Origin of the sequence: Kaistia adipata DSM 17808, from assembly GCF_000423225.1 — a bacterium.
GTDB classification, from domain to species: domain Bacteria; phylum Pseudomonadota; class Alphaproteobacteria; order Rhizobiales; family Kaistiaceae; genus Kaistia; species Kaistia adipata.
The window spans coordinates 322,513-346,654 of sequence record NZ_AUHO01000010.1; the positions used below are offsets into that span (position 1 = coordinate 322,513).

A 24,142-nucleotide genomic window follows, 5' to 3' on the forward strand; every position below is an offset into this window, starting at 1 on the left:
CGCTCAGGAGTTCCCTCCCCACAAGGGGGAGGGGGAAGCCTGCGGCGACGCCCTCAGGCCTCGATCTCGGCCGGCACGGAGAAGCGGCCGGTTTCCTTGTCGAGCAGGTAGAGCTCGCCGGTCGAGATGTCGAACCAGGCGCCGTGCAGCTCCAGCTCGCCGATCTCCTCGAGGCTCTTGATCCACGGGAAGGTGCGCAGGTTGGCGATCGTCTGGCGAATCGAGGCGAACTCCATCGCGCGCTGGCGGTCCGTCGTCTCGGCCGGGTCGTCGCAGATCAGCGCCTCGGCCGGCTTCAGCAGCGAGATCCACTTGCCGACGAAATCGCTGCGGCCCTGCAGGTCCGGCGGCGCGTCGCGGTCGGCGAGATAGCCGGTGATGCCGCCGCAGCGGCCGTGGCCCATGACGACGAGGTCGCGCACCTTCAGGCTCAGCACGCCGAACTCGATCGCCGCCGAGGTGCCGTGATGCTCGCCATCCGGCGTGAAGGGCGGCACCAGCGCCGCGACGTTGCGGACCACGAAAAGCTCGCCCGGCGCGGCGTCGAAGATGGTTTCCGGCGCGGCGCGGCTGTCGCTGCAACCGACGATCATCGTTCGGGGGCGCTGGCCCGTCTCGGCGAGGACCTTGTAGCGGGAACTCTCCTGCGGCAGGCGCTGGTCGCGGAAATTGGCATAGCCGCGCAGCAGCCTGGACGGAAAATCAGGGGCCTGAGCCATCGGGTAGTGCTCCAGTGGTGAGCCGGGACATCATGCAGTGCAGCAAAATGGTAGCGTTCCAATAAACGCGTTTTTTCCCTCGGTCGAGAACTTTGCACGCCGGGCTGCATTGCATTTGTCGCGGGTCGGGGCCGCTTGGGTCAGGCCCAGATGGCGATTCGGAGGCCCTTGGCGTCGCGCGCCGGCTCGGCCGGGAAGCTCTCCGCCACGCCCTGCAGGATGCGCCGGGCGATGAGGGCGTTCACGGCCGCGTCGAGCAGATCGTCGGCGCCGGCCCCGCGCGGCGGCCGCGCCAATCGGGCCGGATCATAGCCGCAGCGCGCCAGGAGGGCCCGGCGTTCGTCCAGCCCGCTCGCGTTCGGGCTGCCCTTCACCTTCTTCGGCAAGGCCATCGGCGCGCCGCCATTCAGGCGCCAGAAGGCGAGTTCGGGGTGCACCTCGAACACCCGCGTCTCGAGCGCCGGCGTCATCAGCGCGTCGATCTCGCGGATCCTGGGAAAGATGTGGAAACACTGCTTCGCAACCATGCGGGGCGGCGTCGAGGTGGCGCTGGCGACCGCGCAGGCGGCGCGATAGTCCTCGGTCATCACGGCGCGGCGGGACGGTACGGAGAAGACCGAGCTCTGGCGGGGGCCGAGCCGAGGCCGCACCAGCCGCTCCGGCCCCCGGCCTTCCGGTCCGATCGTCTCCGGCAGGCCGATCGGCATGTCGACCGCGAGGATGCGGTTCTCCGCGTCGGCGACCAGTTCGGCGAAATCGGCGACGACCCGGATCTTGGGATCGAGCGGACCCTCGGCCGTGATCGAGACGGCGATCCAGCCCGCGGGGCAGCCGTCGACGCCGACGACGCGGGCCATTCAGGGCGTGACCTGGACCGGCGTCAGCGGCGCCAGCAGGCGATCCTGGATGGCGGCGAGCGGCAGTTCGTCCGCGCCGAGCCGCGTGGCGGCGTCGATCGCGTCGGCGACGGCGGCGGTGGCGATCCGCAGCGCCTCGGCGTCGCTCTCGCCCTCGACCAGGCGCGCCAGGAACAGCGCCGCGAACAGGTCGCCGGTGCCGTTCGGCACCCGGCCATGGATCGCGGCGTGGCTGGCGCGCAGCGTGGCGCCGCCATTGCGCGAGACGAGCAGCGTCGTGATCTCGCCCTCCGTGCCCGCCGCCGAGGTGACGGCGATGCGCGGCGCGGCAAGGCGCGCGACGGCGTCCGCGAGCTTCTCGGGCGCCAGCGCGAGGTCGCCCGTCAGGAAGCCCAACTCGGTCGGGTTCGGGGTCAGGATGTCGGCGCGCGGCACCAGATGATCACGGATCGCTGATGCCGTCGCCTCCGGCACGTAGAGCTTGCCGGCGTCGCCCATCACCGGGTCGCAGAGATAGAGCGCGTCGGGTCGCGCCGCCTTGACCGCGTCGACGAGGCGCGCCACGGCGGCGGGCTGGCTGGCCGCGCCCATATAGCCGGTCAGGATCGCGCCGATCTCGCCGAGCCAGGGCGCGCGGACGAGATCGTCGATCAAGGTCGCGAAGGCGGCCTCGTCGGGAATGATGCGGCCGGCACGGCCATGGCCGGGATGCCAGGGCAGCGTCACCGTCTGCACCGACCAGACCGGATGGCCGAGCCGCTCCAGCGCGAAGACCGCGCCACGACCGCCGACGGCGCCGCGGACGACAGCGGAGGAAACGACCAGGATTCCGGGTTTCGGGACGGTTGCGGCGGATGGCGCAGGCATGGAGGTTTTCCAGATGGTGCCGACGATCCGGCCGGCGCAGCCGCGACCCTAGCCGATTCGGTTTCGCCGCGCGCCGTCCGCCCGTATGCTCCGCGTCGAAGCAGGCGGGGTCCCCGCCCCTAGGGTCCGTACTCGATTGGAAATGAGGCAGCGCTTGATGGAAACGGGATCAGTTCCAGGAGATGTCGGCGACGTTGGGCCTCACCCAACGAGCCGACGGCGACGCCGAAATGGCCCCGTTTCCATCAAGCCCTCCGGGTTGGACGAAAATCCCGCGCCGGTGTGTCGCCGATCCGCGCCGATGGACAGCCATCGGCTATGGTCGTCTCCTGCCGGCGCGGGATTTTGGCCCAACGCTGCCGCATTTCCAATCGAGTACGGACCCTAGGAGACGCCATGCCCTCGATCCGCCCGCGCCGGTCCGCCCTCTATGTCCCCGGCGCCAATGTCCGCGCCCTGGCCAAGGCGCCGACGCTCGGCGCCGATGTCGTCATCCTCGACCTCGAGGACGCCGTCGCCCCGTCCGAGAAGGGCTTTGCCCGCACGCGCGCTGCCGAGGCGGTCGCCGCGTTCCGGCAGGCGGGCGTCGCATCCGAGATCGTCGTCCGCGTCAACGGGCTCGACACGCCCTGGATTGCGGACGACATAGTGGTCGTCGGCGCGGCGGCGCCGGATGCGATCCTGCTGCCGAAGATTTCTTCCGCCGTCGACCTTTCCCGCGTCCGCGCGCTCGTCCCGACCGATGTCGCGCTGCCGCTCTGGGCCATGATCGAGACGCCGCGCGCCGTGCTCGATCCGCTTTCGATCGCGCTTGCCGGGGACGAGCGCCTGCCGCTGGCCATGCTGGTGCTGGGGCTGAACGACCTCGCGCGCGAGACGGGCACGCGCCAGGTCCCCGGCCGGGCGCCGATGCTGCCCTGGATGATGGCCGCGCTCGCCGCCGCCCGCGCGGCCGGGATCGGCATCCTCGACGGCGTCTTCAATGACATCGCCGATCTCGCGGGCTTCGAGGCCGAATGCCGGCAGGGGCGCGATTGCGGCTTCGACGGCAAGACGGTGATCCATCCGAAGCAGGTCGAGGGCGCCAACGCCGCCTTCGCGCCGGACGCGGCGGAGATCGCGTGGGCCTCGCGCATTGCCGGCGTGTTCGACCTGGCCGAAAACGCCGGCAAGGGCGTCGTCATGGTCGAGGGGCGGATGGTCGAGCGCCTGCATGCCGAGATCGCGCAGAGGCTGCTGGCCCTCGCCGAGGCGATCGCGGCGCGGGGGTAGGGGGCTTTTCACCTCTCCCATGGGGAGAGGTCGGAGCGAAGCTCCGGGTGAGGGGTTGGGAATTGTCCGGTGAGGTCTCAACCCCTCACCCGCCGGCCTTCGGCCGTCGACCTCTCCCTCTGGGAGAGGTGAGGAAACGCCGGGATGACGGCGAGGGTGGGGCTGGCTTCGTGCTCAAGCGACGGCGTCGCAGGGGACCGGTCCGGCATTCCCGCGCTCGCCGCCATCCCTTCCCACCCGCTCGCCGCCCAGAATCAAAAAAGGCGCCCGGATCGCTCCGGACGCCCCTCGAAACGCCATGCGAACGAAATCAGGCCCAGGGGCGGACCGCTTCCGTCGTCTTCTCGTAGGCTTCGATGCGCGGCGCCTTGACCAGGGTGATGCCGATGTCGTCGAGGCCGTTCAGCAGCTTTTCCTTGCGGGCCGGGTCGATGTCGAAATGCACGACGCCGCCGTCGGGACCGCGGATCTCCTGCGCCGCGAGATCGACCGTCAGGCGCGAATTGGCGCCGCGATCGGCGTCGTCGAACAGCTTGTCGAGGTCTTCCTTCGACACGCGGATCGGCAGGATGCCGTTGTTGAAGCAGTTGTTGTAGAAGATGTCGGCGAAGGACGTCGAGATGACGCAGCGGATGCCGTAGTCGAGCAGCGCCCAGGGCGCATGTTCGCGCGACGAGCCGCAGCCGAAATTGTCGCCGGCGACGATGATCGAGGCATCGCGATAGGCCGGCTTGTTCAGCACGAAGTCCGGGTTCTCGGTGCCGTCCTCGTTGAAGCGCATCTCGGCGAACAGGCCCTTGCCGAGGCCGGTGCGCTTGATCGTCTTCAGATAGTCCTTCGGGATGATCATGTCGGTATCGATGTTGATCAGCGGCAGCGGAGCCGCAACACCGGTCAGCGTCGTGAATTTTTCCATGGTGATCATTCCCGTTGAGCCGTCAGACGGCGGTAGATGCGATGAAAAGCCCGCCAAGGTCAAGGCTTTCGGCGGTCTCGGGCTGTCGCGGCGGCAGGGCGGGCGGCGGATTCAGCCCGCCGCCTCCTCGATCGCCTCCATGTCGTCGTCGGACAGGCCGAAATGGTGGCCGATCTCGTGCACCAGGACATGGGTGACGATGGCGCCGAGCGTCTCGTCATGCTCGGCCCAGTAGTCGAGGATCGGCCGGCGATAGAGCCAGACCCGGTTCGGCATCATGCCGGTCTGCTCGACCGCCGAGGCGTGCGCCAGGCCGATGCCCTGGAACAGGCCGAGCAGGTCGAACTCGGATTCGAGGCCGAGCGCGTCGAGCGCCTCGTCGTCGGGAAAATCGTCGACGCGGATCTCGATCTCGCCGCAGAGCCGGCGGAACTCGTCCGGCAGGCCGTCGAGCGCGGCCTGGCCCAGCACCTGGAAATCGTCGAGCGAGGGCGCCTTGAGCGCGTCGAGGTCGAGCTTGGCCATGGTCGTCCGCTCAGTCCTTGCGGGCGCGGTCGATCTTGACGACGAAGCTGTCGAGCCGGGCCTTCTTGCCGACCGTCTCGGCGAAGCTGGTGCGCATCTGCGAACCCTCCGGCACGGTCAGGCGCAGCGACAGCCAGTCGCGCGAGCGGCCCTTGCGGGCGAGCGCCTCGACGAGGGCGCGGGCGACGCCGCGGCCGCGCGAATCGTGCATCACGAACAGGTCCTCCAGATGGCCGACGCGCATGCCGGTCATCGCATCCGGAAGGTCGTAGAACACGGCAAAGCCGACCAGCTCGCCGTCGAGCCGGGCGCCGAGGATCTCGGCCGTGCGGTCGCGCAGCAGGCTCTCGGCGTAATAGAGGTCGGGGTGGCGCGGCGCGCCGCGCTTCATGTCCTGGACATAGGCGGCGAGCAGCGGCGCGAACTCCAGTGCGTCGTCGATGGTCAGCGCTACGGTGTCGAAATGGGTCGAGAGGGGCAGCGTCGTCATTTCCCTGGCATTTCCGGCGGCCCACTGGCCGTGTCGGTCCCTGATCCTAGTTCATAAGCAATGTCGCATCGGTTGCCGCGATGCAATCCGCAATGTTCCGGAGCCGATGCGACGAGTCGCGCCGGCCGACCGAATAGGAGACTGGGTCCGGCTGTTCTTGGATGCATGCGCTACGGCGTCGCCGGGATCGTGGCGGGGTGGCTTCGCCGCATGCGCCGGAGGAGGAAAGGTGATGTTCAAGCATATCCTGGTCTCCGCCGCGACCGTGCTCGCCCTCGCCATGGGGACGCTCGGCGCCACGACGGATGATGCATACGCCCAGCGGGGCGGCCATGGCGGCGGCATGATGTGGCCGCAGGGCGGCTGGCATGGTGGCGGTGGCGGTGGCGGAAACTGGCATGGTGGCGGTGGCGGCAACTGGCACGGTGGCGGTGGCGGCAACTGGCACGGTGGCGGTGGCGGCAACTGGCATGGCGGCGGTGGGCACTGGCACGGCGGCGGCTGGAATGGCGGCGACTGGGGCTGGGGTTGGGGCTGGGGGCCGGCCTTCGGGCTCGGCCTCGGCTATGGCACCTGGGGCTATGGCGCCAGCCGCGTCTGCGAGCCGGTGTACCGGGCCGCCAAGGTGCGCACCAGCCATGGCTGGCGCTGGCGCAACATCTATGTCGGCGATCGCTGCTACTGGACGAACTATTGATAAGCATGACTTAGCGTTAATGCACGCTAGGGGCGGTCTTTCGTGAATGCCGCATGAACGCGCGCCTCAGCGCGGGTTCATGCGCGGTCTCCTTTTATGGGCGCAGCAGGCCGGACAGGTCTGAATGCCTGAAAGGGAGACTGACTGATGCTCAAGCAAACGATGATCGCCGCGGCCACCACGCTGGCGCTTGCCACCGGCGCGCTCAGCCTGACGACGGGCAGCGCCCTGGCCTGGCATCGCGGCGAGCCGCATCGGCACCACCACCAGGATCGCGGCTGGGACAATGGCCCGCGCCATCATGGCTGGGGCCGCGCCCACAAGGTCTGCCGGCCGATCCTGCGCGAGCGCAAGGTCTGGCGCCATCATCGCTGGCAGTGGCGCAAGGTCGTGGTCGGCGAGCGCTGCCACTGGGTGCGCGGCGGCCATCGCGGCTATCGCTGGTAAGGCTGCCGTCGCCTGAATGCAAAAGGGCCCGGACGTCGCCGTCCGGGCCCTTTCTCGTATCCGCGATCCCTGCGGCTCAGCGCCAGCTGCGGATGTCGACGAAGTGGCCGGCGATCGCCGCCGCCGCCGCCATCTGCGGCGAGACGAGGTGGGTGCGGCCCTTGAAGCCCTGGCGGCCCTCGAAATTGCGGTTCGAGGTCGAGGCGCAGCGCTCATGCGGCTTCAGGCGGTCGTCGTTCATGGCGAGGCACATCGAGCAGCCCGGCTCGCGCCAGTCGAAGCCGGCGTCGCGGAACAGCTTGTCGAGGCCCTCGGCCTCGGCCTGCGCCTTCACCAGGCCGGAGCCCGGGACGACCATGGCGTTGACGCCCTCGCGCACCTTCTGGCCGCGGATCATCGAGGCGGCGGCGCGCAGGTCTTCGATACGGCCATTGGTGCAGGAGCCGATGAAGATACGCTCGACCGGGATGTCGACCATGCGGGTGCCGGGCTTCAGGCCCATGTAGTCGAGCGCGCGCCACTTCGACTTGCGCTTGTTCTCGTCGGCGATGTCGTCCGGGTTCGGCACGACGCCGGCGACCGAGACGACGTCCTCGGGCGAGGAGCCCCAGGTGACGATCGGCGGCAGGTCGGCGGCGTCGAGGCGGATCTCGGTGTCGAAATGGGCGCCGGCGTCGGTGTGCAGCGTTTCCCAGTAGCGAACCGCCATGTCCCATTCGGCGCCGGTCGGCGCCTTGGGGCGGCCGGCGATGTATTCGAAGGTCTTGGCGTCCGGCGCGATCAGGCCGGCGCGGGCGCCGCCCTCGATCGACATGTTGCAGACGGTCATGCGGCCTTCCATCGACAGCGCGCGGATCGCCTCGCCGGCATATTCCATGACGTGGCCGGTGCCGCCGGCGGTGCCGATCTCGCCAATGATGGCGAGGATGATGTCCTTGGCGGTGACCCCCTCCGGCGCGACGCCGTCGACGGTGACCAGCATGTTCTTGGCCTTCTTCTGGATCAGCGTCTGGGTGGCGAGCACATGCTCCACCTCCGACGTGCCGATGCCATGCGCCAGCGCGCCGAAGGCGCCATGCGTCGAGGTGTGGCTGTCGCCGCAGACGATGGTCATGCCGGGGAGCGTGAAGCCCTGCTCGGGGCCGACGATGTGGACGATGCCCTGGCGATGGTCGAGCTCGGAATAGTACTCGACGCCGAACTCGGCCGCGTTCTCGGCCAGCGTCGCCACCTGCAGCGCCGATTCCGGGTTCTCGATGCCGTGCGTGCGGTCGGTCGTCGGCACGTTGTGGTCGACGACGGCCAGCGTCTTCTTCGGCTGGTGCACCTTGCGGCCGGCCATGCGCAGGCCCTCGAAGGCCTGCGGGCTCGTCACCTCGTGCACGAGGTGGCGGTCGATGTAGAGGATCGAGTTGCCGTCTTCGTTCTGCTCGACGACGTGGTCGTCCCAGATCTTGTCGTAGAGCGTCCGGGGATTGCCGTTCGACGTGGTCATGACGTCTTTATTCCTGCAAGAAAAATGCTGCGCGAGGGTCGATCATCGGGGCCGCTGCCCCGTCAAAGTCGATCGGAATCCAGGTCCTCGGTCGCCAGCAGACGGGCGAAGAAGCGCCAGGGCAGCCGCGCATGGTCCGTCAACGCCGCGAATTCGGCGGTCGTCGGCTGGGGAATGCGGGCAAAGGGACTGTTCATAGCGGTTCTAATTAGCAGTCAAATGCCGGAACGACAATTCGGATCATGCAGCCCGATCCTAGCACCGGATCAGCGTTTCGTCGCGCCGAAGGAAAGCGCCAGCGGCAGGCGCGGCTGGCCGGCGGGGAGCGCGAACATGCGGTCGCCGGCCTCGACCATCATCGGGAACAGCCGGAAGGGCAGGCGCTCGTGCTCGTGCATGAAGTCGAGCCGCATGCCGGCCTTGAGCAGGGCGTCGATGACGTCGGAGGTGCCGCGCATCCACTCATAGGTGAAGTTGGTGACGAGCGGTGTCGCGTCGCCGGTATAGGTGGTCTCGGCGTCGAAGCGCTGCGGCTTCTCGCGGGCCGAGCGCCAGTCGTAGCGCGGCCGGATCGCACCGTCGATTTCCTCATGCGTCAGGATCGAGGGGTTGCCGTCGGCGAAGTAGAGGCGGCCGCCCGGCTTCAGCGTGCCGGCGACGGCCCGCGCCCAGGCACGGATGTCGTCGAGCCAGGTGATCGTGCCCCAGCTGGTGAAGACGATGTCGAAATCCGTGCCGATCAGCTCCGGCGCGTCATAGACCTCACCCTCGACGAAACCGGCGGCGATGCCGGAACGCCGCGAGAGGTCCTCGGCCTGGGCGATGGCGTGCGGCGAGAAGTCGAGCCCGGTGGCGACGGCGCCGCGGCGGGCGAGGCACAGCGTGTCGATGCCGATATGGCACTGGAAATGGGCGAGCTTCTTGCCGGCGACGTCGCCGATCTCGGCCGCTTCGATCGGGTAGAGCACGTCGTCGCCCGCCAGGAAGCGGTCGATCGCGTAGAAGCCGGTGCTGTCCTTGGCGTGGATGTCGGCGCGCTCGTTCCAGCCAGCGCGGTTGCTCTGCTTGAAGGCGTCCATCTCAGCTTCCCCCAAAAGAAAAGGCGGGTCCATGGGACCCGCCTTCGTAAGCTTCGCCTCGGGCGAAGGATCAGGCCTGAGCCTTGTCCTTGCGGGCCTCGGTGCGCTCGACGATGCGGGCCGACTTGCCGCGACGATCGCGCAGGTAATAAAGCTTCGCGCGGCGAACCTTGCCGCGGCGGACGACTTCGATGCTGGCGATCAGCGGCGAGTAGACCGGGAAGACGCGCTCGACGCCCTCGCCGTAGGAAATCTTGCGAACGGTGAAGCTCTCGGAAAGACCGCCACCCGAACGGGCGATGCAGACGCCTTCATAGGCCTGGACGCGCGAACGCGTGCCTTCGACGACCTTCACGTTGACCTTGAGCGTGTCGCCGGGCTGGAACTCCGGGACGGCGCGCATGGCGGCGACGATTTCGAGCTGCTCTTTCTCGAGCTGTTCGATGATGTTGACCATGGTCTCAACTCCTGCCGATGCGGTCCCTTTTCGGGCCGCGAGCGTTTCGGTGCGCTGTTTTCAGTTATTGCCCGGAACGGCAAGCGATCCGGATGGCGCGCGTTTACAGGAAGGCGACCGGAAAGTCCAGTGCGTCACGCCGGAAACGGCGCGGCGCGGGCGGGTTGCCGCGCCGGTCTTGCCGTCAGGCGGCGGTGATTTCGGGTATCGGGCCGAGGATGGCGAGTCCATGCCGTTCGGCCATGGCGATCACCCGCGCGATGTCCGGCTCGCGCGGCTCGATCGCGGCGGCGTCCCCGACCGGTTCGCTGACATCCCGGACGAAGTCGGCAAAGCCGGAGCCGGTGGTGACCAGCAGAAGCCGGGTCGGCTCGTTGCCGGTGGCACGGAAACCGTGCGGTATCGCGCGCGGGCCAAAGGCATACTGGCCGGCGCCCACGATTTGAGCGCGGCCGGCGACGTAGACGGTCACCTCGCCGGTGATGACGAAGAAGGATTCGTCCTCGTCGAGATGGACATGCCAGGGCGAGGCGAAGCCCGGCGGGATGATCTGCTCCACCAGGCTCAGCGAGCCGCCGGTCTCGTTGCGCCCCGCATGGATCCAGGTCGGCAGGGACAGAAAATCGCGGGTCTCGGGTTTCGGCTGCGTTCCGGCGATCGGCGCGAAAACGGTCATTTCGGTCTCCCTTTCCTTGGAGCCTAGAGGAGGGCGGTCAGGAGCGTGCTCGCCGCCATGTAAATCAGGATCAGCGATCCCGGGGTCCACAGCAGCGCCCGCATGTCGTGCGTCTGCGCCGTCAGATAGGCGATGAAATGCGCCAGCCGGGTGAGGACGTAGCCGTAGAACAGCCACCGGGCGAGCGTCAGCGACGGCTGGGTCTGGATCCAGAGAAGGCCGGCGACGAGGAAATAGGGGAAGCTTTCGAGGTCGTTGAGCTGGATCCGGCGCAGGCGCTCGACATGCGGGTTGGGCTCGAGCTGATGCGGGTTGGGATTGGGATTGGCCAGCGTCTTGCGCAGGTCCTCGGGCGAGCGGAAGCCGCCATTTTCCCGGATCATCCGCACGACGACCAGCCAGGACATGGCCGCCGCCTTCAGGATCAGCAGCGTCGCCGCGATGACATAGGTGGTGAAGAGGGGATTGTCGAAGCTGATGACGGGCATGACGGGCTCCGTGCGGGCGCCCGCCGCCGTATCGGGGCCGGCGCAGTGAACTTCGTCGTAAAAATTAGACCAGCGGTCGAAAAAGTCAATCGATGGACTTTTTGCTTTGCCGACGGTAGGCTTGGCGAGCGGATCACGGGTCGGAAGGGCAGCGATGGACAGCGAGGCGGAGCGGAAGCAGGCGCAGCAGGACGAGGCGAAGCGCGCTTCGCGCGCGGCGCGCCGGGCGCGCCGGCACGATCACTCGCGGGCCGAGATCCTGGCCGCAGCGCGGCGTGTGCTGCTGTCGAGCGGCGTCGCGGCGATGACGCTGGACGCGGTGGCGACCGAGGCCGGCATGTCGAAGACCGGGCTCTATTATTACTTCCGCTCCAAGGAGGCGCTGGTCTTCGAACTGGTCTATGGCGTGCTGGAGCGCCAGTCGCGCGCCGTGCACGACGTGGTCGCCAGGGCCGCCGATGGTGGCGAGGCGCTGGGGGCCGTGGTCGGCGCGACGGTCGAGGCATTCGCGCCGCAGCTCGATGATTTCCGGCTCGCCTTCCTGTTCGGGCAGGTCGCCGGCGCCGGGGCGCTCCGCTGGGACGCGGAGCAGTTCGACCGCATCCGGCCGCTGAACGATCTCGTGCTCGCGGGAGCGGCGGCGCGGCTCGGCGACGAGCAGCAAGCGCGGCCCTCCAGGGCCGCCGTCGAGCCGCGGCTGATGGCCTTCCTCGCCTATCTCTCGGCGATCGGATTGCTAACCATGAAGGGCCTGGTCGAGCCGCTGGACGATCCGCTGCGCTATTCCGACGCGGAGCTGGTCGAGGGATTTCGGCGCGTTTTCGCGGCGGCGGCGGCGCCCGGCCGGGAGGCGTGACGCCGAAGTTGGCGTCTCAGCCTCAGTCGCGTTCGAGCAGGTCGGGGCGGCGCTCTGCGGTGATGCGCTCGGCCTCAAGGCGGCGCCATTTGGCGATCGCCGCGTGGTCGCCCGAGAGCAGCACGTCGGGGATCGTCCGCCCCTCCCACTCGCGCGGGCGGGTATAGTGCGGATATTCGAGCAGGCCGCTTTCGAAGCTCTCCTCGGTGCCGGATTCGGCGCCGCCCATCACGCCCGGCAGCAGCCGGACGATGGCGTCGAGCAGCACCATGGCGCCGAGCTCGCCGCCGGACAGCACATAGTCGCCGATCGACACTTCCTCGAGGCCGCGCGCCTCGATGACGCGCTCGTCGACGCCCTCGAAGCGGCCGCAGAGGATCACCGCGCCGGGGCCGGCGACCAGTTCGCGCACGCGCGCCTGCTCCAGCGGTTTTCCGCGCGGGCTCATCAGGAGGCGGGGGCGGGGATCGTCGGCCGGCGCCGCGGCGTCGAGCGCCTTGGCGACGATGTCGGCGCGCATCACCATGCCGGGGCCACCGCCGGCCGGCGTGTCGTCGACATTGCGGTGCTTGGTGGTGGCGAAGTCGCGGATGTTGACGGCGTCGAGCGACCATTTGCCGTCGGCGATCGCCTTGCCGGAGAGCGACTGGCCGAGTGGGCCGGGGAACATGTCGGGATAGAGGGTCAGGATCGTCGCGCGCCAGGGGGCGGGCGCGGCGGACGGCAGGCTGTCCTCGCCGTTCCCCGTCTCGGCGCTCACGCCTCGTCCTCGGGCTCGCCCGGCTCCGGCCGCGCTTCCGTCTCCGGCGGCGGCACGACGACGGCCTTGCCGGCCTTGATGTCGACGGTCGGCACGATGGCGCGGGTGAACGGCAGGTAGAAGGTGCGCGCGCCCGGCGCGGGCTCGACCTCGATCAGGTCGCCGGCGCCGAAATTCTGCACCGAGGCGATGGTGCCGTAGGGCGTGCCGTCCTCGAGCTCGAGCGCCAGGCCGACGAGGTCGGCATGGTAGAAATCGTCCTCTTCCTCGAGATCCGGCAGGGCCGAGCGATCGACGAAGAGCTTGCGGTTGCGCAGCGTCTCGGCGGCGTTGCGGTCGCCGATGCCCTTGACGCGGGCGACCAGCGCGTCGCCCTGGACGCGGATGGCCGTGATCTCGACGACGCGGCCGTCATCGAGCGTGAACGGGCCGTAATCGGCGATGCCGGCCGGTTCCTCGGTATAGGAATTGATCTTGATCTCGCCGCGAATGCCGTGCGCGGCGCCGAACTGGCCGAGGAGAACCCTGTCTTGGTCCGGAGCGGGCATCGCATGTCCTTGTCGATATGCCCCATGGGGCGAGCACCCGAAGGGCAGGGAAGCCGCGCGGGGCGGCTTCGGGGCAGGGGCGCCGAGACGCGTCCCCGCCCGTGAGCGGGCCGCGCCCGCCTGGCGGCGGCGCGCGGCGTTGTTCCGAAATTACTCGGCAGCGGCTTCGGCGGCGGCCTCGGCCTTCTTGGCCTTCTCGGCGGCGCGCTCCTGGGCCTTCTTGCCCGGCACGGCCTTCTCGGGGTTGTTGCGGGCGTCGCGCTTGACGAGGCCGGCATCGCTCAGGAAGCGGGCGACGCGATCGGTGGCCTGGGCGCCGACCGACAGCCAATGCTTGGCGCGGTCGAGGTCGAGCACGACGCGGTTGGCGGCGTCCTTGGCGAGCATCGGGTCGAACGAGCCGATGCGCTCGATGAAGCGGCCGTCGCGCGGCGAACGGGCGTCGGTGACGACGATGCGGTAGAACGGACGCTTCTTGGCACCACCGCGGGAGAGACGGATCTTGAGGGACATTCTGGTTTCTTCCTTCTGAAACGAATTCGGTTGTCTGGATGGATCCGCGGCGTCGCCCCGGCTCCGAAGGGGTTGCTATTTCTTCTTGCCCGGGAGGCCGGGAAAACCGCCGAGGCCGGGCAGCTTGCCGCCGAGGCCGGGAAGACCCGGCAGACCGGCGCCGCCACCCATCTGCTTGGCCAGCTTCTCGAGCTGGGCCGGATCGATGTTCGGCATGCCGCCGGGAGGCATTCCGCCGCCCATCCCGCCCATGCCGCCGCCGAGCGCGCCCATCATCTTGCCGAGCATGCCGCCGCCCTTCTGCTTGCCCATGGCCTTCATCATATCGGCCATCTGGCGGTGCATCTTGAGCAGGCGGTTGACGTCCTCGACCTTGACGCCGGAGCCGGCGGCGATACGCTTCTTGCGGCTCGCCTTGAGAACGTCGGGATTGCGGCGCTCGGCCTTAGTCATCGACGAGATGATCGCGACTTGGCGCTTGATCACGCTGTCGTCGAGATTGGCGCCCTCGATCTGCTTCTTGATCTTGCCGACGCCGGGCAGCATGCCGAGCATGCCGGACATGCCGCCGATCTTCTCCATCTGGCGGAGCTGGTTGGCGAGGTCGTCGAGATCGAAGATGCCCTTGCGCATCTTCTCGGCCGCCTTGGCGGCCTCTTCCATGTCGATGTTCTGCGCCGCCTTCTCGACGAGCGAGACGATGTCGCCCATGCCGAGGATGCGGTTGGCGATGCGGCCGGGATGGAAGTCCTCCAGGTCCTCGGCCTTCTCGCCGGTACCGATCAGCTTGATCGGCTTGCCGGTGACGGCGCGCATCGAGAGCGCGGCGCCGCCGCGGCCGTCGCCGTCGGCGCGGGTCAGCACGATGCCGGTGATGCCGACGCGCTCGTCGAAGGAGCGGGCGAGGTTGACCGCGTCCTGGCCGGTCAGGCTGTCGGCGACGAGCAGGATCTCGTGCGGCCTGGCGATGGCCTTGATGTCGGCCATCTCGACCATCAGCGGCTCGTCGATATGCGTGCGGCCGGCGGTGTCGAGGATGACGACGTCATAGCCGCCGAGGCGGGCGGCCTGCAGCGTGCGGGTGGCGATCTCAGTCGGCGACTGGCCGGCGACGATCGGCAGCGTGTCGATGCCGTTCTGCTCGCCGAGCACGCGCAGCTGTTCCTGCGCGGCGGGGCGGCGCACGTCGAGCGACGCCATCAGCACCTTGCGCTTCTGCTGCTGCGTCAGGCGGCGGGCGATCTTGGCGGTCGAGGTCGTCTTGCCCGAGCCCTGCAGGCCGACCATCATGATGGCGACCGGGGCCGGGGCGTTGAGGTCGATCGGCTCGGCCTCGGCGCCCAGCATCTCGACGAGCTGGTCGTGGACGATCTTGACGACCATCTGGCCGGGCGTCACCGAGCGGATGACGTCGGCGCCGATGGCGCGCGAGCGGACCTTGTCGGTGAAGGAGCGGACGACGTCCAGCGCCACGTCCGCCTCGATCAGCGCGCGGCGCACCTCGCGCATCGCGTCGTTGACGTCGGCCTCCGTCAGCGCACCGCGGCGGGTGAGCTTGTCGAAGATACCGGAAAGGCGCTCGGACAGGTTATTGAACATTCGATTCCGCTTTCCTCGAAGGGATCGCTTCCGATCCGCCGAATTTCCAAAGACGTTCAGCGCCCGCGGGCGCGACGCGCTGGCGGACGTTGACCTCCGGGGTCGGGCCCCGGTCGGCGGCTCAGAGGAGACCTCTTCGCGAGAATTTGGCGGCTTTTAGCGCGGATAGGCGGCCGGAGTCAATCAAACAGCGGCGCTCGAGGCTTGTGCCGATCGTGCCAACTGCTAGCTTGCCGCGCGGTGAAGCCCGCATGTTGCAGTTAGGACGCTATGAATCGACGTACCCTTCGACGCTGGATCGCTGCGCTGACCGGGTCGCCGCCGCGCGTCGGCGACCCGCCTCTTGATTGTCTCTGGTCGAAGGGGATTGCGCAATTCTGCGATGTCGCCGGTCCGGAGGGCTATTGGCTCGATCGGACCGAGGTCGTCCAGCCTCCTGGTTTCTTCCGCGAGCACTATGCAGGGGCCAGCGGACTCGTCTGGGTACGGCTCGGCTCCGGGGCCCGGGTCGGCGGAGCTTGCGATCTGGCCGGGTTCGTCCGCGAGGCGCTTCCGACCATAGGCGCGCCCTTCGTCCTGGTGACGACGGATGGAGACCTGTCCTTGCCGACCGAACTGCCGCGCGACGTCGTGGACGCGCTTCTGGCTTCGCCGCATCTGGTCGCTTGGGCGACACAGAACTATGTCGGGGGCAACGATCCGCGCATCCGGCACTTCCCGATCGGCCTCGACTTGCATACGGCGCGGCCGTTCTCGAGCCCTCGCAGCCTTCTGGCGCTGTTGGAGGGTTTGGCGAGTCAGCGCGCGGCGCCGGAGACGCAGCCGATGCGGGTATTCTACGATCTCGGTCTCAACGCGCAGTCCGGGGAACGGCGCGAGGTCGTGCGCGTTCTGGCCGATTGTCCGCATGTCGTGATGCAGCGGCGGCGCGTTTCGCAGGCCGCGATCTGGCGGCACTATGCGACATCTCCCTTCGTCGCCAGCGCTATCGGCAATGGTCTCGACTGCCACCGCACCTGGGAGGCGCTGATGCTGGGCTCGATCGTCATCACCCGGACGTCGCCACTCGATCCGTTGTTCGCTGGCCTCCCCATCGTCATCGTACGTGATTGGGAGGAGATCCGGGATCCTGCCAATCTTGCGCTTTGGTTGCAGCGCTATGCGCCGCAGGCCCAGCCAGACGATCTGCGGGCGCGATTGCGGCCGGATCACTACCTGGCACCGTTGCGCGCCTTGCTGGCCGCTTCGACCGATGCCGGAGACGAAAATGGCCGGGGCGGGCCCGGCCATCGTGATCCATTTTCGTCGAGCCCTGCGGGCGGGCAGGGCTAGCGGCAGGACTTCGCCAGCGCGTCGAGCGAGGCGGAGATACCCGACAGGGAATAGGTGTCCGTGGTGTTGGTGCCGCGGCGCGACGTGCCGGAGACCGACATCGAGCGGCCCTTCTTCATCGCCGCGATCAGCGCCGTTTCCTGCGCCGCGTTCTCGACCCAGGCGCCGTCGTCCTTGGTGAACATCGAGAACTTCTCGCCGTCGATGTCGACGGTGACCTTCGAGCCTTCCTTGAACGGATAGCCGATGATGATCGACACTTCGCTGCGGACGTTCTCGCTCGGGCGGGCGGTCACCATGAAGTAGGCGGGGTCGCGGTTGAGACCCTGCGGCGCCTGGCTCTTCGGCTGTGAGGCCGCATAGCAGACCTTCCCACGCGAATCGGAATACGCGTAGGCACTCCAGTCCTTGAAAGTGCCGACCCGGTTCGGGGTCTGGGCTTCTGCCGTAGCGGCGAAGCCGGCAAGAGAAGCACCCACGACAAAAGCGGCCGCTGCGATCCTTGTTCGGTTCATGTTGTTCCCACCAATATTGTCAGCACACACGTCGGGCGGGTGGATTCCGTCGCCCGGGCAATTCCTTGAAATTGCGCGGGCTTCATTAACATTCCATGAACCACACTGAACGGAGGGCCGACCGAGAGTTGAGGGCCAAGAGAGTCTGGCCAATGGGGCGAGAGTGTGGCCTCGCCGGTCCGATCCGGCGCCCGGGCGGCCGTGCCGGGGCGTCAGGCCGCCGCGTCCTTTTCCAGCGCGCGCCGCGCGGCTTCGTAGTGCAGCGGCGTCACGTGGCCGCGCAGCAGCGTCAGGGCGGTCATCAGTACCGTCGCGTCATCGGCGAAGCCGAGGCCGATCAGAAAGTCGGGGACGGCGTCGACGGGCAGGATGAAATAGGCGAGCGCGCCGATCAGGGTGGCGCGCACCTTGAGCGGCGTGTTCGTGTCGAAGGCGCAGAAATAGGCCGCCGCCACGTCCTCGGCGAAGGGGATGTGGCGCGCGGTGGCGCGAAACTTCTTCCAGAAGCCGCGCCGGACGCGCTCCGCGCGGGAAGCCTCGTCCTCCGGGGTCGAGCCGGGGCCGAACACGTCGCCGAACTTCATGCTCTTCATGGGCCTGCAACCTCGTCAGCCGCGGGCGTGCGGCGAAGAAGTCGCGCGCCGGACCGGGCAGGCCAGAATGTAGGAAGAGCCGCGGCGGATCGCAATGAAGGGGCGCGGCCGGTCCGCCGCCGGCCGCGCGGGGAAGGGTGCGCGAGCGTCAGCCCTTTTCGGCCAGCCGCTCGATCTTCTTCTGCATCTCGTCGAGCTGGCGCTTCAGCATGTCGAAATCGCCGTCGCGGTCGGGCTTCGGTTCCGGTCGGGCTTCCGGCCGGCCGTTCGGCCGCTCGGGCGCCGGCGCCGCGTCCGGGCGGCCGCCGCTGAAGGGCAGGAACATCCGCATCGCCTGCTCGAACATCTCGGTGTTGCGGCGGACCGTCTCCTCCATGGCGGAGAAGGCGCCGGGGCCGAAGGCGTTCGCCATCTGGCCGCGCAGCTTGTCCTGGTCGCGGGCCAGGCTGTCGATCGAGAAATCGAGATAGGTCGGCACCAGGTTCTGCATGGAATCGCCGTAGAAGCGGATCAGCTGGCGCAGGAAGGTGATCGGCAGCAGGTTCTGCCCCTTGTTCTCCTGCTCGAAGATGATCTGCGTCAGCACCGAGCGCGTGATTTCCTCGCCCGACTTGGCGTCGAACACGACGAAATCCTCGCCCGCCTTGACCATGTTGGCCAGATCCTCGAGCGTCACATAGGTCGAGGTACCCGTATTGTAGAGGCGACGATTGGCGTATTTCTTGATCGTCGTCGGTTCTTTTTCCTTGGTCATGTCCGCTCCCCTGACCCCTCTCTCGTGATCGGCTGGCATTTCCGTCGCGCGGGCCTCTTCGCGCCCGGTCTCCGACGAGCTGTCCCTCAAGAACGTCCACGATAGGGGCATTCTTCAATTCCGCCAAACTGATTGTGCGCTGCATGCTGCGAGTCGTGCTGCGCAAACATTGCAGTGCAGCAACGGCGCTGCAACATCGTTGATTGACAGCCTTCCTGCGCCAGTCTCAGATTGCGGCACAAACCGTCGCCGAAGAGGATCGAGGAAACCCATGGCCCAAGAGAACGATATCGTCATCGCCGCCGCCACCCGCACCGCCGTCGGCTCCTTCAACGGCGCCTTCGCCAACGTGCCGGCGCATGAACTGGGCGCCGCCGTCGTCAAGGCTGTGCTCGAGCAGGGCAAGACCGAGCCCGAGGCCGTCGACGAGCTGATCTTCGGCCAGGTGCTGACGGCCGCCCAGGGCCAGAACCCGGCCCGCCAGGCCTCCATGCTCGCCGGCCTGCCGAAGGAGACGACGGCGTGGAGCCTCAACCAGGTCTGCGGCTCCGGCCTGCGCTCGGTGGCGCTCGGCATGCAGCAGATCGCCACCGGCGACGCCTCGATCATCGTCGCGGGCGGCCAGGAATCGATGTCGCTGGCGCCGCACGCCGCCTATCTTCGCGCCGGCACGAAGATGGGCGACCTCGCCATGGTCGACACCATGATCAAGGACGGCCTGTGGGATGCCTTCAATGGCTACCACATGGGCGTCACGGCCGAGAACGTCGCGCGCGAGTTCCAGATCAGCCGCGAGCAGCAGGACGCCTTCGCCACCGCCTCGCAGAACAAGGCCGAGGCGGCGCAGAAGGCTGGCAAGTTCAAGGACGAGATCACGCCCTTCACGATCTCGACCCGCAAGGGCGACATCATCGTCGACCAGGACGAATACATCCGCGCCGGCGCGACGCTGGAGGCGGCGGCCAAGCTGCGCCCGGTCTTCGCCAAGGATGGCACGGTGACCGCCGGCAACGCCTCGGGCCTCAATGATGGCGCCGCGGCGCTGCTCCTGATGACGGCGGCCGAGGCGGCGCGGCGCGGCGTCACCCCGCTCGCCCGCATCGCCTCCTGGGCGACGGCCGGCGTCGATCCGGCGGTCATGGGCACGGGCCCGATCCCGGCCTCGAAGAAGGCGCTCAAGAAGGCCGGCTGGTCGGCCGAGGATCTCGACCTGATCGAGGCGAACGAGGCCTTCGCGGCGCAGGCCTGCGCCGTCAACCAGGGCGTCGACTGGGACGCCGCCCGGGTCAACGTCAATGGCGGCGCCATCGCCATCGGCCATCCGATCGGCGCCTCGGGCGCCCGCATTCTCGTCACGCTGCTGCACGAAATGGTGCGGCGCGACGCAAGGAAGGGATTGGCAACGCTCTGCATTGGCGGTGGAATGGGAATTGCGTTGACCGTGGAGCGCTGACGCGCAGGCGGGACCAATCGGGGCGCCGGGATCAAACCGGCCGGCTGGGGAGGATGGAATGGGGAAAGTCGCCCTCGTGACCGGCGGCACGCGCGGTATCGGCGCGGCCGTCTCCAAGGGGCTGAAGGCCGCGGGCTACAGCGTCGCGGCCAGCTTCGCCGGCAATGCCGAGAAGGCCCAGGCCTTCCAGGCGGAAACCGGCATTCCGGTGTTCCAGTGGGACGTGACCGACGCCGAGGCCTGTGTCGCCGGCGTGCATGCCGTCGAGCTGGCGCTCGGCCCGGTCGACGTCCTCGTGAACAATGCCGGCATCACGCGCGACGGGTGGTTCCACAAGATGGACCAGGCGCAGTGGTCGAGCGTGATTCGAACCAATCTCGATTCGATGTTCACCATGACGCGGCCCGTGATCGAGGGCATGCGCGAGCGCGGCTTCGGCCGCATCGTCAACATCTCCTCGATCAACGCGCAGAAGGGGCAGCTCGGCCAGGTCAACTACGCCACCGCCAAGGCCGGCGTGATCGGCTTCACCAAGGCGCTGGCGCTCGAGAACGCCCGCAAGGGCATCACGGTGAACTGCGTCTGCCCTGGCTATATCGACACCGACATGGTGATGGCGGTGCCGCCCAAGGTGATGGAGGGGATCCTCGGCGCCATTCCCGTCGGCCGCATCGGCAAGGCCGACGAGGTCGCGGCGCTGGTCACCTATCTCGCCTCCGACGCTTCGGCCTTCATGACCGGCGCGGTGCTGTCGATCAATGGCGGCCAGTACATGGCGAACGGCTGAGGCCGGTCGCCGTCAGTTCCATATCCGACGGGAGCGCGGCAGCCAGGGCGTTTCATCGCGATCGATCAAGCGCCCTAACTCTTTGTCTGGTCGCGTTTTCTTCCCGCGAACCGGCATCCGCTTCGCTCGAAAGCGCGCTAGCGGCCGGGCTCTTTGCGATTCTGGCTGTAGGCCGCGAGGATGCGCTGGATCTCGTCGCCGATGTCGTCGTCGGGCTCGGCCGGCTGCGGCTGCGGCGGTTCGGCCGCCGCGATGGGCTCCGGCGCGGGGGGCGGCGCCGGCGCTTTCCGGCCGTCGCCGTCGTCCACCAGCACGTCGACCGCCTGGGCGATCGCCGCCAGGATCGAATTCTCGATCGGGTCCCGGTCTCCCGTCGGCGCCGCCGAGGCGGCGGCGACGCTGCGCCGGATCGGCGGCCGGAGCGCGACGGCGGAGCCACTGCGGGGCGCCGGCGCGGATGCGCGCGGCGGCGCGGTCGGAGCCGGCATCGGGCGCTGCGGCGGTTCGGTCGGCGCCGGCTCGGGGCGCGCCGAGCGGGCGCGCGGCGGCGCGATGTTGGGGCGCGGCGCCGGCGTCTCGGGCTGGGTGTCGGCGAGCCGCGGATCGGGGTCGATCTGGACGCGCGGCGGCGGCGTGGTCGCCGGCTGCGGTGCCTCGTCGGGCGTCGACGACCGGGGCGTCGCCGGCGGGGCGGATTCCGTCGCCGTGGTTAACGGGGGGTTAACGGGTCGGGACGGCGCGGGCTGGCGAACCGGCGCCGGCTGCGGCCGCTCGGCGACGGGCTGCGGCGGCGCTTCCGGCTCGGCGGCCGGGCGAACCGGGATCGGTCGCGCCGGCTGCGGCATGGCGGCCGAGATCGGCTGCAGCGTGATCGGGCGTGCCGCGCGCGGCGCGGGGGGCGCGACCGGCATCGGCGGCGGCGCGGGGATCGGCGCCTGCCGTGGTTCGGGACGCTCGGCGGCGCGTTGAGGGGGCGGCGGCTCGATGAGGGCGGCCGGCGCCGGCGCGGGCAGCGCGCCATTGCGGCCGACGATCCAGGCGCGGATCATCGCCTCCGTGCTCTCGTCGATCTCGATGCCGGCGGCGCGGGCGAGGTAAAGCACCTGTTCCTTGAAGGCCTCGGCCAGCTTCGCCGGGCTGTCGCTCGCCGAGAAGACATGGCCCTTGAGCGCCAGGCCCTTGACGATGAAGGCGATCTGCCGGCGCGAGGCGTTGCGGCCATTGGCCGACAGGCGCGCCGCGACATTCTCGGCCGTGGTCTGGAAATGGTAGCCGTTCTCCGCGACCTCGCGGGTCAGCGTGTGGAACAGCTCGTGATAGCCGCGCGGCGAGAACAGCGGCACGTTGGTGGCCTGGTGGATGCGACGGGCGAGCCCGGCCAGTCCGTCGCGCTCGCCGGCGCCGCGGCCCTGCGCGCTCTCCTCGTCCGGGTCCTCGCTCGCCTCCGGCGCCTCGCCATCGGCCGTCGGCGCCAGCAGGGCGATCAGCGCCTGCTCGTCGAGGACGCCATCGGCGATGGCGCGGTAGCCCGCCGCCGTCGTCGGCGTCGAATAGATGGTGGTGGCGCGGTTGTAGGAGCGCAGCCGGAAGATCACCGGCGTCAGGTCGGAATCCGCCGACAGCAGGATGAATTCCTCGAAGCCGGTCTGGTGCGCCAGCGCGTCGACCGTGTCGAGGACCATGTGGATCTCGGCCGAATTGCGCTCGCGGCCGGGCAGGGGCGGGCAGTCGACGACCTGGAAACCCTGCGCGGTGAAGGCGGCGCGAGCCTTGCCGAGCAGTTTCGGATCGGCGTAGCAGCGCCGCATCAGGATCCGGCGCCGGACGGGATCGTCGCCGCGCGGATCGAGCAGCAGGCCCTGCTCGATCGCTTCGAGCCAGACGCCGGGGCGGAGCGCGAAGCGGCGCGCCATGCCGGGATCGCGGGTACGAAGACTCATATAGAGGCTGTCGTAGTCGACGAAGAGGACGCTCTTGATCGGGGCCGTCATGACCTATCCCCACGGCACATCAATGCTTCCCCCTAGCCTTCAATTGCGGAGTTTTCATGCCGCTACCCCAACGGCGACAGCACCTTAACGGGCGATCATCGATTTGGCGATTCCCGCATTCCGCCTTCTCCACGACCAAGGCGCGTCTTCCTTTGCGTCATGCACGTCGATCGTGCGGCTCCCAGTCCTGCGGGGCGAGCTCGAAGCCCTCGAAACGGAAGCCAGGCGCCACCGTGCAGCCGACCAGCGTCCAGTCGCCGAGGCTGACGGCGGCCTGCCACCAGCCGGTCGGAACGACCAGCTGCGGCCGTTCCCCGGCCCCGAGATCGGGGCCGAGGCGGTGGGTCTCGCTGCTGCGGCCATCCTCGGAAAGCGACAGCGCGATCGGCGCGCCGGCATAGAAGTGCCAGACCTCGACGGCATCGATGCGGTGCCAGTGCGACGACATGCCCCTGGCGAGCAGGTAGTAGATCGCGGTCGAGGCCGGCCGGCCGTCCGGGCCGGCCGCGTCCTCGAAGGTGCGTCGGTAGAAGCCGCCTTCCGGATGGGGCTCGAGCTCCAGCAGGCGGATGATCTCTTCCGCCGTCGTGGCCGCGCTCCCGCTCACTTGAAGTTGTCCTTGGCCGTGCGGATCGCCGCGAACACCTCGGCCGCCGGCGCGTCGGGCATCTTCATGGTGGCGCGGACCGCCGGATCGTCGGCGCGCAGATAGGGGTTGGTCGCCTTCTCGGCGGCGATGGTCGTCGGCACGGTCGGCTTGCCGGCGGCGCGAAGCTTCTTCACCTCCTCGCCGCGCGCGACGAGGGCGGGATTGGCGCCGTCGATCGTGAGGGCGAAGCGCAGGTTCGATTCGGTGTACTCGTGCCCGCAATAGACCACCGTCTCGTCCGGCAGCGCGGCGAGCTTCGTGAGCGACTGCCACATCTGCTCCAGCGTGCCCTCGAAGACGCGGCCGCAGCCGAGCGCGAACATGGTGTCGCCGGCAAAGGCGATGCCGTCTTCCGGCAGGTGGTAGGCGATGTGGCCGAGCGTGTGGCCCGGCGTCCAGATCACATGCACCGGATGGCCGGCGAAGTCGTAGACGTCGCCCTCGCGCAGCTTGCGGTCGATGCCGGGGATCTTGTCGGCCTCGTAGTCCGGGCCGGTGATGGTGCAGCCCGTCGCTGCCTTCAGCGCCAGATTGCCGTCGGTGTGGTCGGGATGGTGGTGCGTGGTCAGGATCTCGGTCAGCGTCCAGCCCTTCTCGGCGAGGGCGGCGGTGACGGCGGCTGCATCGGGCGCGTCGATCGACGCGGTGCGGCCCGTGGCCTCGTCGTGGATCAGCACGCCGTAATTGTCGGACAGGCAGGGAAACTGGAAGATTGCGAGAGCCATGACGAACTCCGATATGGGCACAAGGATGGGGGTGGCGCCGTTTCGGATCGTTACCTAACATCGTCGCGCTGATATATCGACA

General features: G+C 68.7%; 28 protein-coding genes and 1 pseudogene. 7 read left to right on the top strand and 22 right to left on the bottom strand.

Going from position 1 to position 24,142, the window contains the following annotated elements; all coding sequences use genetic code 11:
• Positions 1–53: 53 nt before the first annotated feature.
• From G539_RS0110320 to pdxY, 3 genes are all read right to left on the bottom strand, one after another.
• Positions 54–719: a carbonic anhydrase gene (locus tag G539_RS0110320; protein WP_029075135.1), complete on the bottom strand. Its 666-nt coding sequence runs from the start codon at positions 717–719 to the stop codon at positions 54–56.
• A 140-nt stretch (positions 720–859) separates the two neighbouring features.
• A complete protein-coding gene (locus tag G539_RS27405; RefSeq protein WP_029075136.1) occupies positions 860–1,576 on the bottom strand; it encodes a DUF429 domain-containing protein in 717 nt (238 codons plus the stop codon).
• Complete coding sequence (gene pdxY, locus G539_RS27410) at positions 1,577–2,443, bottom strand: pyridoxal kinase (RefSeq protein ID WP_029075137.1); 867 nt, start codon at positions 2,441–2,443, stop codon at positions 1,577–1,579.
• Between the two features lie 396 nt (positions 2,444–2,839).
• Here pdxY and G539_RS0110335 point away from each other — a divergent pair, with 396 nt between their 5' ends.
• Positions 2,840–3,715, top strand: coding sequence for an HpcH/HpaI aldolase/citrate lyase family protein (locus G539_RS0110335; RefSeq protein WP_029075138.1), 876 nt, complete (start codon positions 2,840–2,842; stop codon positions 3,713–3,715).
• A 310-nt stretch (positions 3,716–4,025) separates the two neighbouring features.
• Here G539_RS0110335 and leuD read toward each other — a convergent pair whose 3' ends face one another.
• The 3 genes from leuD to G539_RS24350 form a co-directional block, all read right to left on the bottom strand.
• Entirely contained in the window at positions 4,026–4,631 is a 606-nt protein-coding gene (leuD, locus tag G539_RS0110340) for a 3-isopropylmalate dehydratase small subunit (protein ID WP_029075139.1), read from the bottom strand.
• Between the two features lie 111 nt (positions 4,632–4,742).
• Positions 4,743–5,156: a metallopeptidase family protein gene (locus tag G539_RS0110345; protein WP_029075140.1), complete on the bottom strand. Its 414-nt coding sequence runs from the start codon at positions 5,154–5,156 to the stop codon at positions 4,743–4,745.
• A 10-nt stretch (positions 5,157–5,166) separates the two neighbouring features.
• Positions 5,167–5,646, bottom strand: coding sequence for a GNAT family N-acetyltransferase (locus G539_RS24350; protein WP_051231275.1), 480 nt, complete (start codon positions 5,644–5,646; stop codon positions 5,167–5,169).
• Positions 5,647–5,878: 232 nt separating this feature from the next.
• On the opposite strand from G539_RS24350, the gene G539_RS26640 reads away from it, so the two are divergent.
• Both G539_RS26640 and G539_RS0110360 read left to right on the top strand, forming a co-directional pair.
• Positions 5,879–6,343 (top strand): hypothetical protein, encoded by a 465-nt coding sequence (locus tag G539_RS26640; protein ID WP_156911928.1) that lies wholly within the window; start codon positions 5,879–5,881, stop codon positions 6,341–6,343.
• Positions 6,344–6,490: 147 nt separating this feature from the next.
• Positions 6,491–6,790 (top strand): hypothetical protein, encoded by a 300-nt coding sequence (locus G539_RS0110360; RefSeq protein WP_029075141.1) that lies wholly within the window; start codon positions 6,491–6,493, stop codon positions 6,788–6,790.
• Between the two features lie 76 nt (positions 6,791–6,866).
• Here G539_RS0110360 and leuC read toward each other — a convergent pair whose 3' ends face one another.
• The 6 genes and pseudogenes from leuC to G539_RS0110390 all read right to left on the bottom strand — a co-directional run bounded on the left by leuC (position 6,867) and on the right by G539_RS0110390 (position 10,985).
• Positions 6,867–8,285, bottom strand: coding sequence for a 3-isopropylmalate dehydratase large subunit (gene leuC / locus G539_RS0110365; RefSeq protein WP_029075142.1), 1,419 nt, complete (start codon positions 8,283–8,285; stop codon positions 6,867–6,869).
• Positions 8,286–8,347: 62 nt separating this feature from the next.
• The gene (locus G539_RS27660; RefSeq protein ID WP_281173892.1) at positions 8,348–8,482 is read right to left on the bottom strand and encodes a hypothetical protein; all 135 of its coding nucleotides are present in this window, start codon (positions 8,480–8,482) and stop codon (positions 8,348–8,350) included.
• A gap of 69 nt (positions 8,483–8,551) precedes the next feature.
• Complete coding sequence (locus G539_RS0110375; protein WP_029075143.1) at positions 8,552–9,364, bottom strand: class I SAM-dependent methyltransferase; 813 nt, start codon at positions 9,362–9,364, stop codon at positions 8,552–8,554.
• 82 nt (positions 9,365–9,446) lie between these two features.
• Positions 9,447–9,821 (bottom strand): annotated as a pseudogene (rplS, locus tag G539_RS24360) (50S ribosomal protein L19); the annotation flags it as partial.
• Positions 9,822–10,005: 184 nt separating this feature from the next.
• A complete protein-coding gene (locus tag G539_RS0110385; protein WP_051231276.1) occupies positions 10,006–10,497 on the bottom strand; it encodes a cupin domain-containing protein in 492 nt (163 codons plus the stop codon).
• A 23-nt stretch (positions 10,498–10,520) separates the two neighbouring features.
• Positions 10,521–10,985, bottom strand: a complete 465-nt coding sequence (locus G539_RS0110390; RefSeq protein ID WP_029075145.1) for an MAPEG family protein — start codon at positions 10,983–10,985, stop codon at positions 10,521–10,523.
• Positions 10,986–11,139: 154 nt separating this feature from the next.
• Between G539_RS0110390 and G539_RS0110395 the strand changes: the two genes are divergently transcribed.
• Positions 11,140–11,841 (top strand): TetR/AcrR family transcriptional regulator, encoded by a 702-nt coding sequence (locus tag G539_RS0110395; protein ID WP_084639927.1) that lies wholly within the window; start codon positions 11,140–11,142, stop codon positions 11,839–11,841.
• Positions 11,842–11,863: 22 nt separating this feature from the next.
• Here the strand turns inward: G539_RS0110395 and trmD are convergent, their stop codons facing one another.
• The 4 genes from trmD to ffh all read right to left on the bottom strand — a co-directional run bounded on the left by trmD (position 11,864) and on the right by ffh (position 15,261).
• On the bottom strand, positions 11,864–12,601 hold the full coding sequence (gene trmD, locus G539_RS0110400) for a tRNA (guanosine(37)-N1)-methyltransferase TrmD (protein ID WP_281173893.1): 738 nt from the start codon (positions 12,599–12,601) through the stop codon (positions 11,864–11,866).
• A complete protein-coding gene (gene rimM / locus G539_RS0110405; RefSeq protein WP_029075148.1) occupies positions 12,598–13,149 on the bottom strand; it encodes a ribosome maturation factor RimM in 552 nt (183 codons plus the stop codon). The genes trmD and rimM overlap by 4 nt, the downstream gene beginning before the upstream one ends.
• A gap of 150 nt (positions 13,150–13,299) precedes the next feature.
• Positions 13,300–13,662, bottom strand: coding sequence for a 30S ribosomal protein S16 (gene rpsP, locus G539_RS0110410; RefSeq protein ID WP_029075149.1), 363 nt, complete (start codon positions 13,660–13,662; stop codon positions 13,300–13,302).
• Positions 13,663–13,737: 75 nt separating this feature from the next.
• Positions 13,738–15,261 carry a signal recognition particle protein gene (gene ffh, locus G539_RS0110415; RefSeq protein ID WP_029075150.1) on the bottom strand — a complete coding sequence of 508 codons (1,524 nt, stop codon included), beginning with the start codon at positions 15,259–15,261 and terminating at the stop codon, positions 13,738–13,740.
• 270 nt (positions 15,262–15,531) lie between these two features.
• Between ffh and G539_RS24365 the strand changes: the two genes are divergently transcribed.
• A complete protein-coding gene (locus tag G539_RS24365; protein ID WP_051231278.1) occupies positions 15,532–16,593 on the top strand; it encodes a hypothetical protein in 1,062 nt (353 codons plus the stop codon).
• Here the strand turns inward: G539_RS24365 and G539_RS0110425 are convergent.
• The 3 genes from G539_RS0110425 to phaR form a co-directional block, all read right to left on the bottom strand.
• Positions 16,590–17,072 (bottom strand): invasion associated locus B family protein, encoded by a 483-nt coding sequence (locus G539_RS0110425; RefSeq protein WP_029075151.1) that lies wholly within the window; start codon positions 17,070–17,072, stop codon positions 16,590–16,592. The two genes, G539_RS24365 and G539_RS0110425, sit on opposite strands and share 4 nt — an antisense overlap.
• Positions 17,073–17,320: 248 nt before the next feature.
• The gene (locus G539_RS0110430; RefSeq protein WP_029075152.1) at positions 17,321–17,701 is read right to left on the bottom strand and encodes a YkvA family protein; all 381 of its coding nucleotides are present in this window, start codon (positions 17,699–17,701) and stop codon (positions 17,321–17,323) included.
• A 148-nt stretch (positions 17,702–17,849) separates the two neighbouring features.
• The gene (phaR, locus tag G539_RS0110435) at positions 17,850–18,455 is read right to left on the bottom strand and encodes a polyhydroxyalkanoate synthesis repressor PhaR (protein ID WP_029075153.1); all 606 of its coding nucleotides are present in this window, start codon (positions 18,453–18,455) and stop codon (positions 17,850–17,852) included.
• A 271-nt stretch (positions 18,456–18,726) separates the two neighbouring features.
• Between phaR and G539_RS0110440 the strand changes: the two genes are divergently transcribed.
• Both G539_RS0110440 and phbB read left to right on the top strand, forming a co-directional pair.
• Positions 18,727–19,908 (top strand): acetyl-CoA C-acetyltransferase, encoded by a 1,182-nt coding sequence (locus G539_RS0110440; RefSeq protein ID WP_029075154.1) that lies wholly within the window; start codon positions 18,727–18,729, stop codon positions 19,906–19,908.
• Positions 19,909–19,966: 58 nt separating this feature from the next.
• Positions 19,967–20,695, top strand: a complete 729-nt coding sequence (gene phbB / locus G539_RS0110445; RefSeq protein WP_029075155.1) for an acetoacetyl-CoA reductase — start codon at positions 19,967–19,969, stop codon at positions 20,693–20,695.
• A gap of 137 nt (positions 20,696–20,832) precedes the next feature.
• Here the strand turns inward: phbB and G539_RS26180 are convergent, their stop codons facing one another.
• From G539_RS26180 to gloB, 3 genes are all read right to left on the bottom strand, one after another.
• Positions 20,833–22,686 carry an NYN domain-containing protein gene (locus G539_RS26180; RefSeq protein ID WP_029075156.1) on the bottom strand — a complete coding sequence of 618 codons (1,854 nt, stop codon included), beginning with the start codon at positions 22,684–22,686 and terminating at the stop codon, positions 20,833–20,835.
• A gap of 157 nt (positions 22,687–22,843) precedes the next feature.
• Positions 22,844–23,293: a cupin domain-containing protein gene (locus tag G539_RS0110455; RefSeq protein ID WP_029075157.1), complete on the bottom strand. Its 450-nt coding sequence runs from the start codon at positions 23,291–23,293 to the stop codon at positions 22,844–22,846.
• A complete protein-coding gene (gene gloB, locus G539_RS0110460; RefSeq protein WP_035830958.1) occupies positions 23,290–24,060 on the bottom strand; it encodes a hydroxyacylglutathione hydrolase in 771 nt (256 codons plus the stop codon). The genes G539_RS0110455 and gloB overlap by 4 nt, the downstream gene beginning before the upstream one ends.
• Between the last annotated feature and the right edge of the window lie 82 nt (positions 24,061–24,142).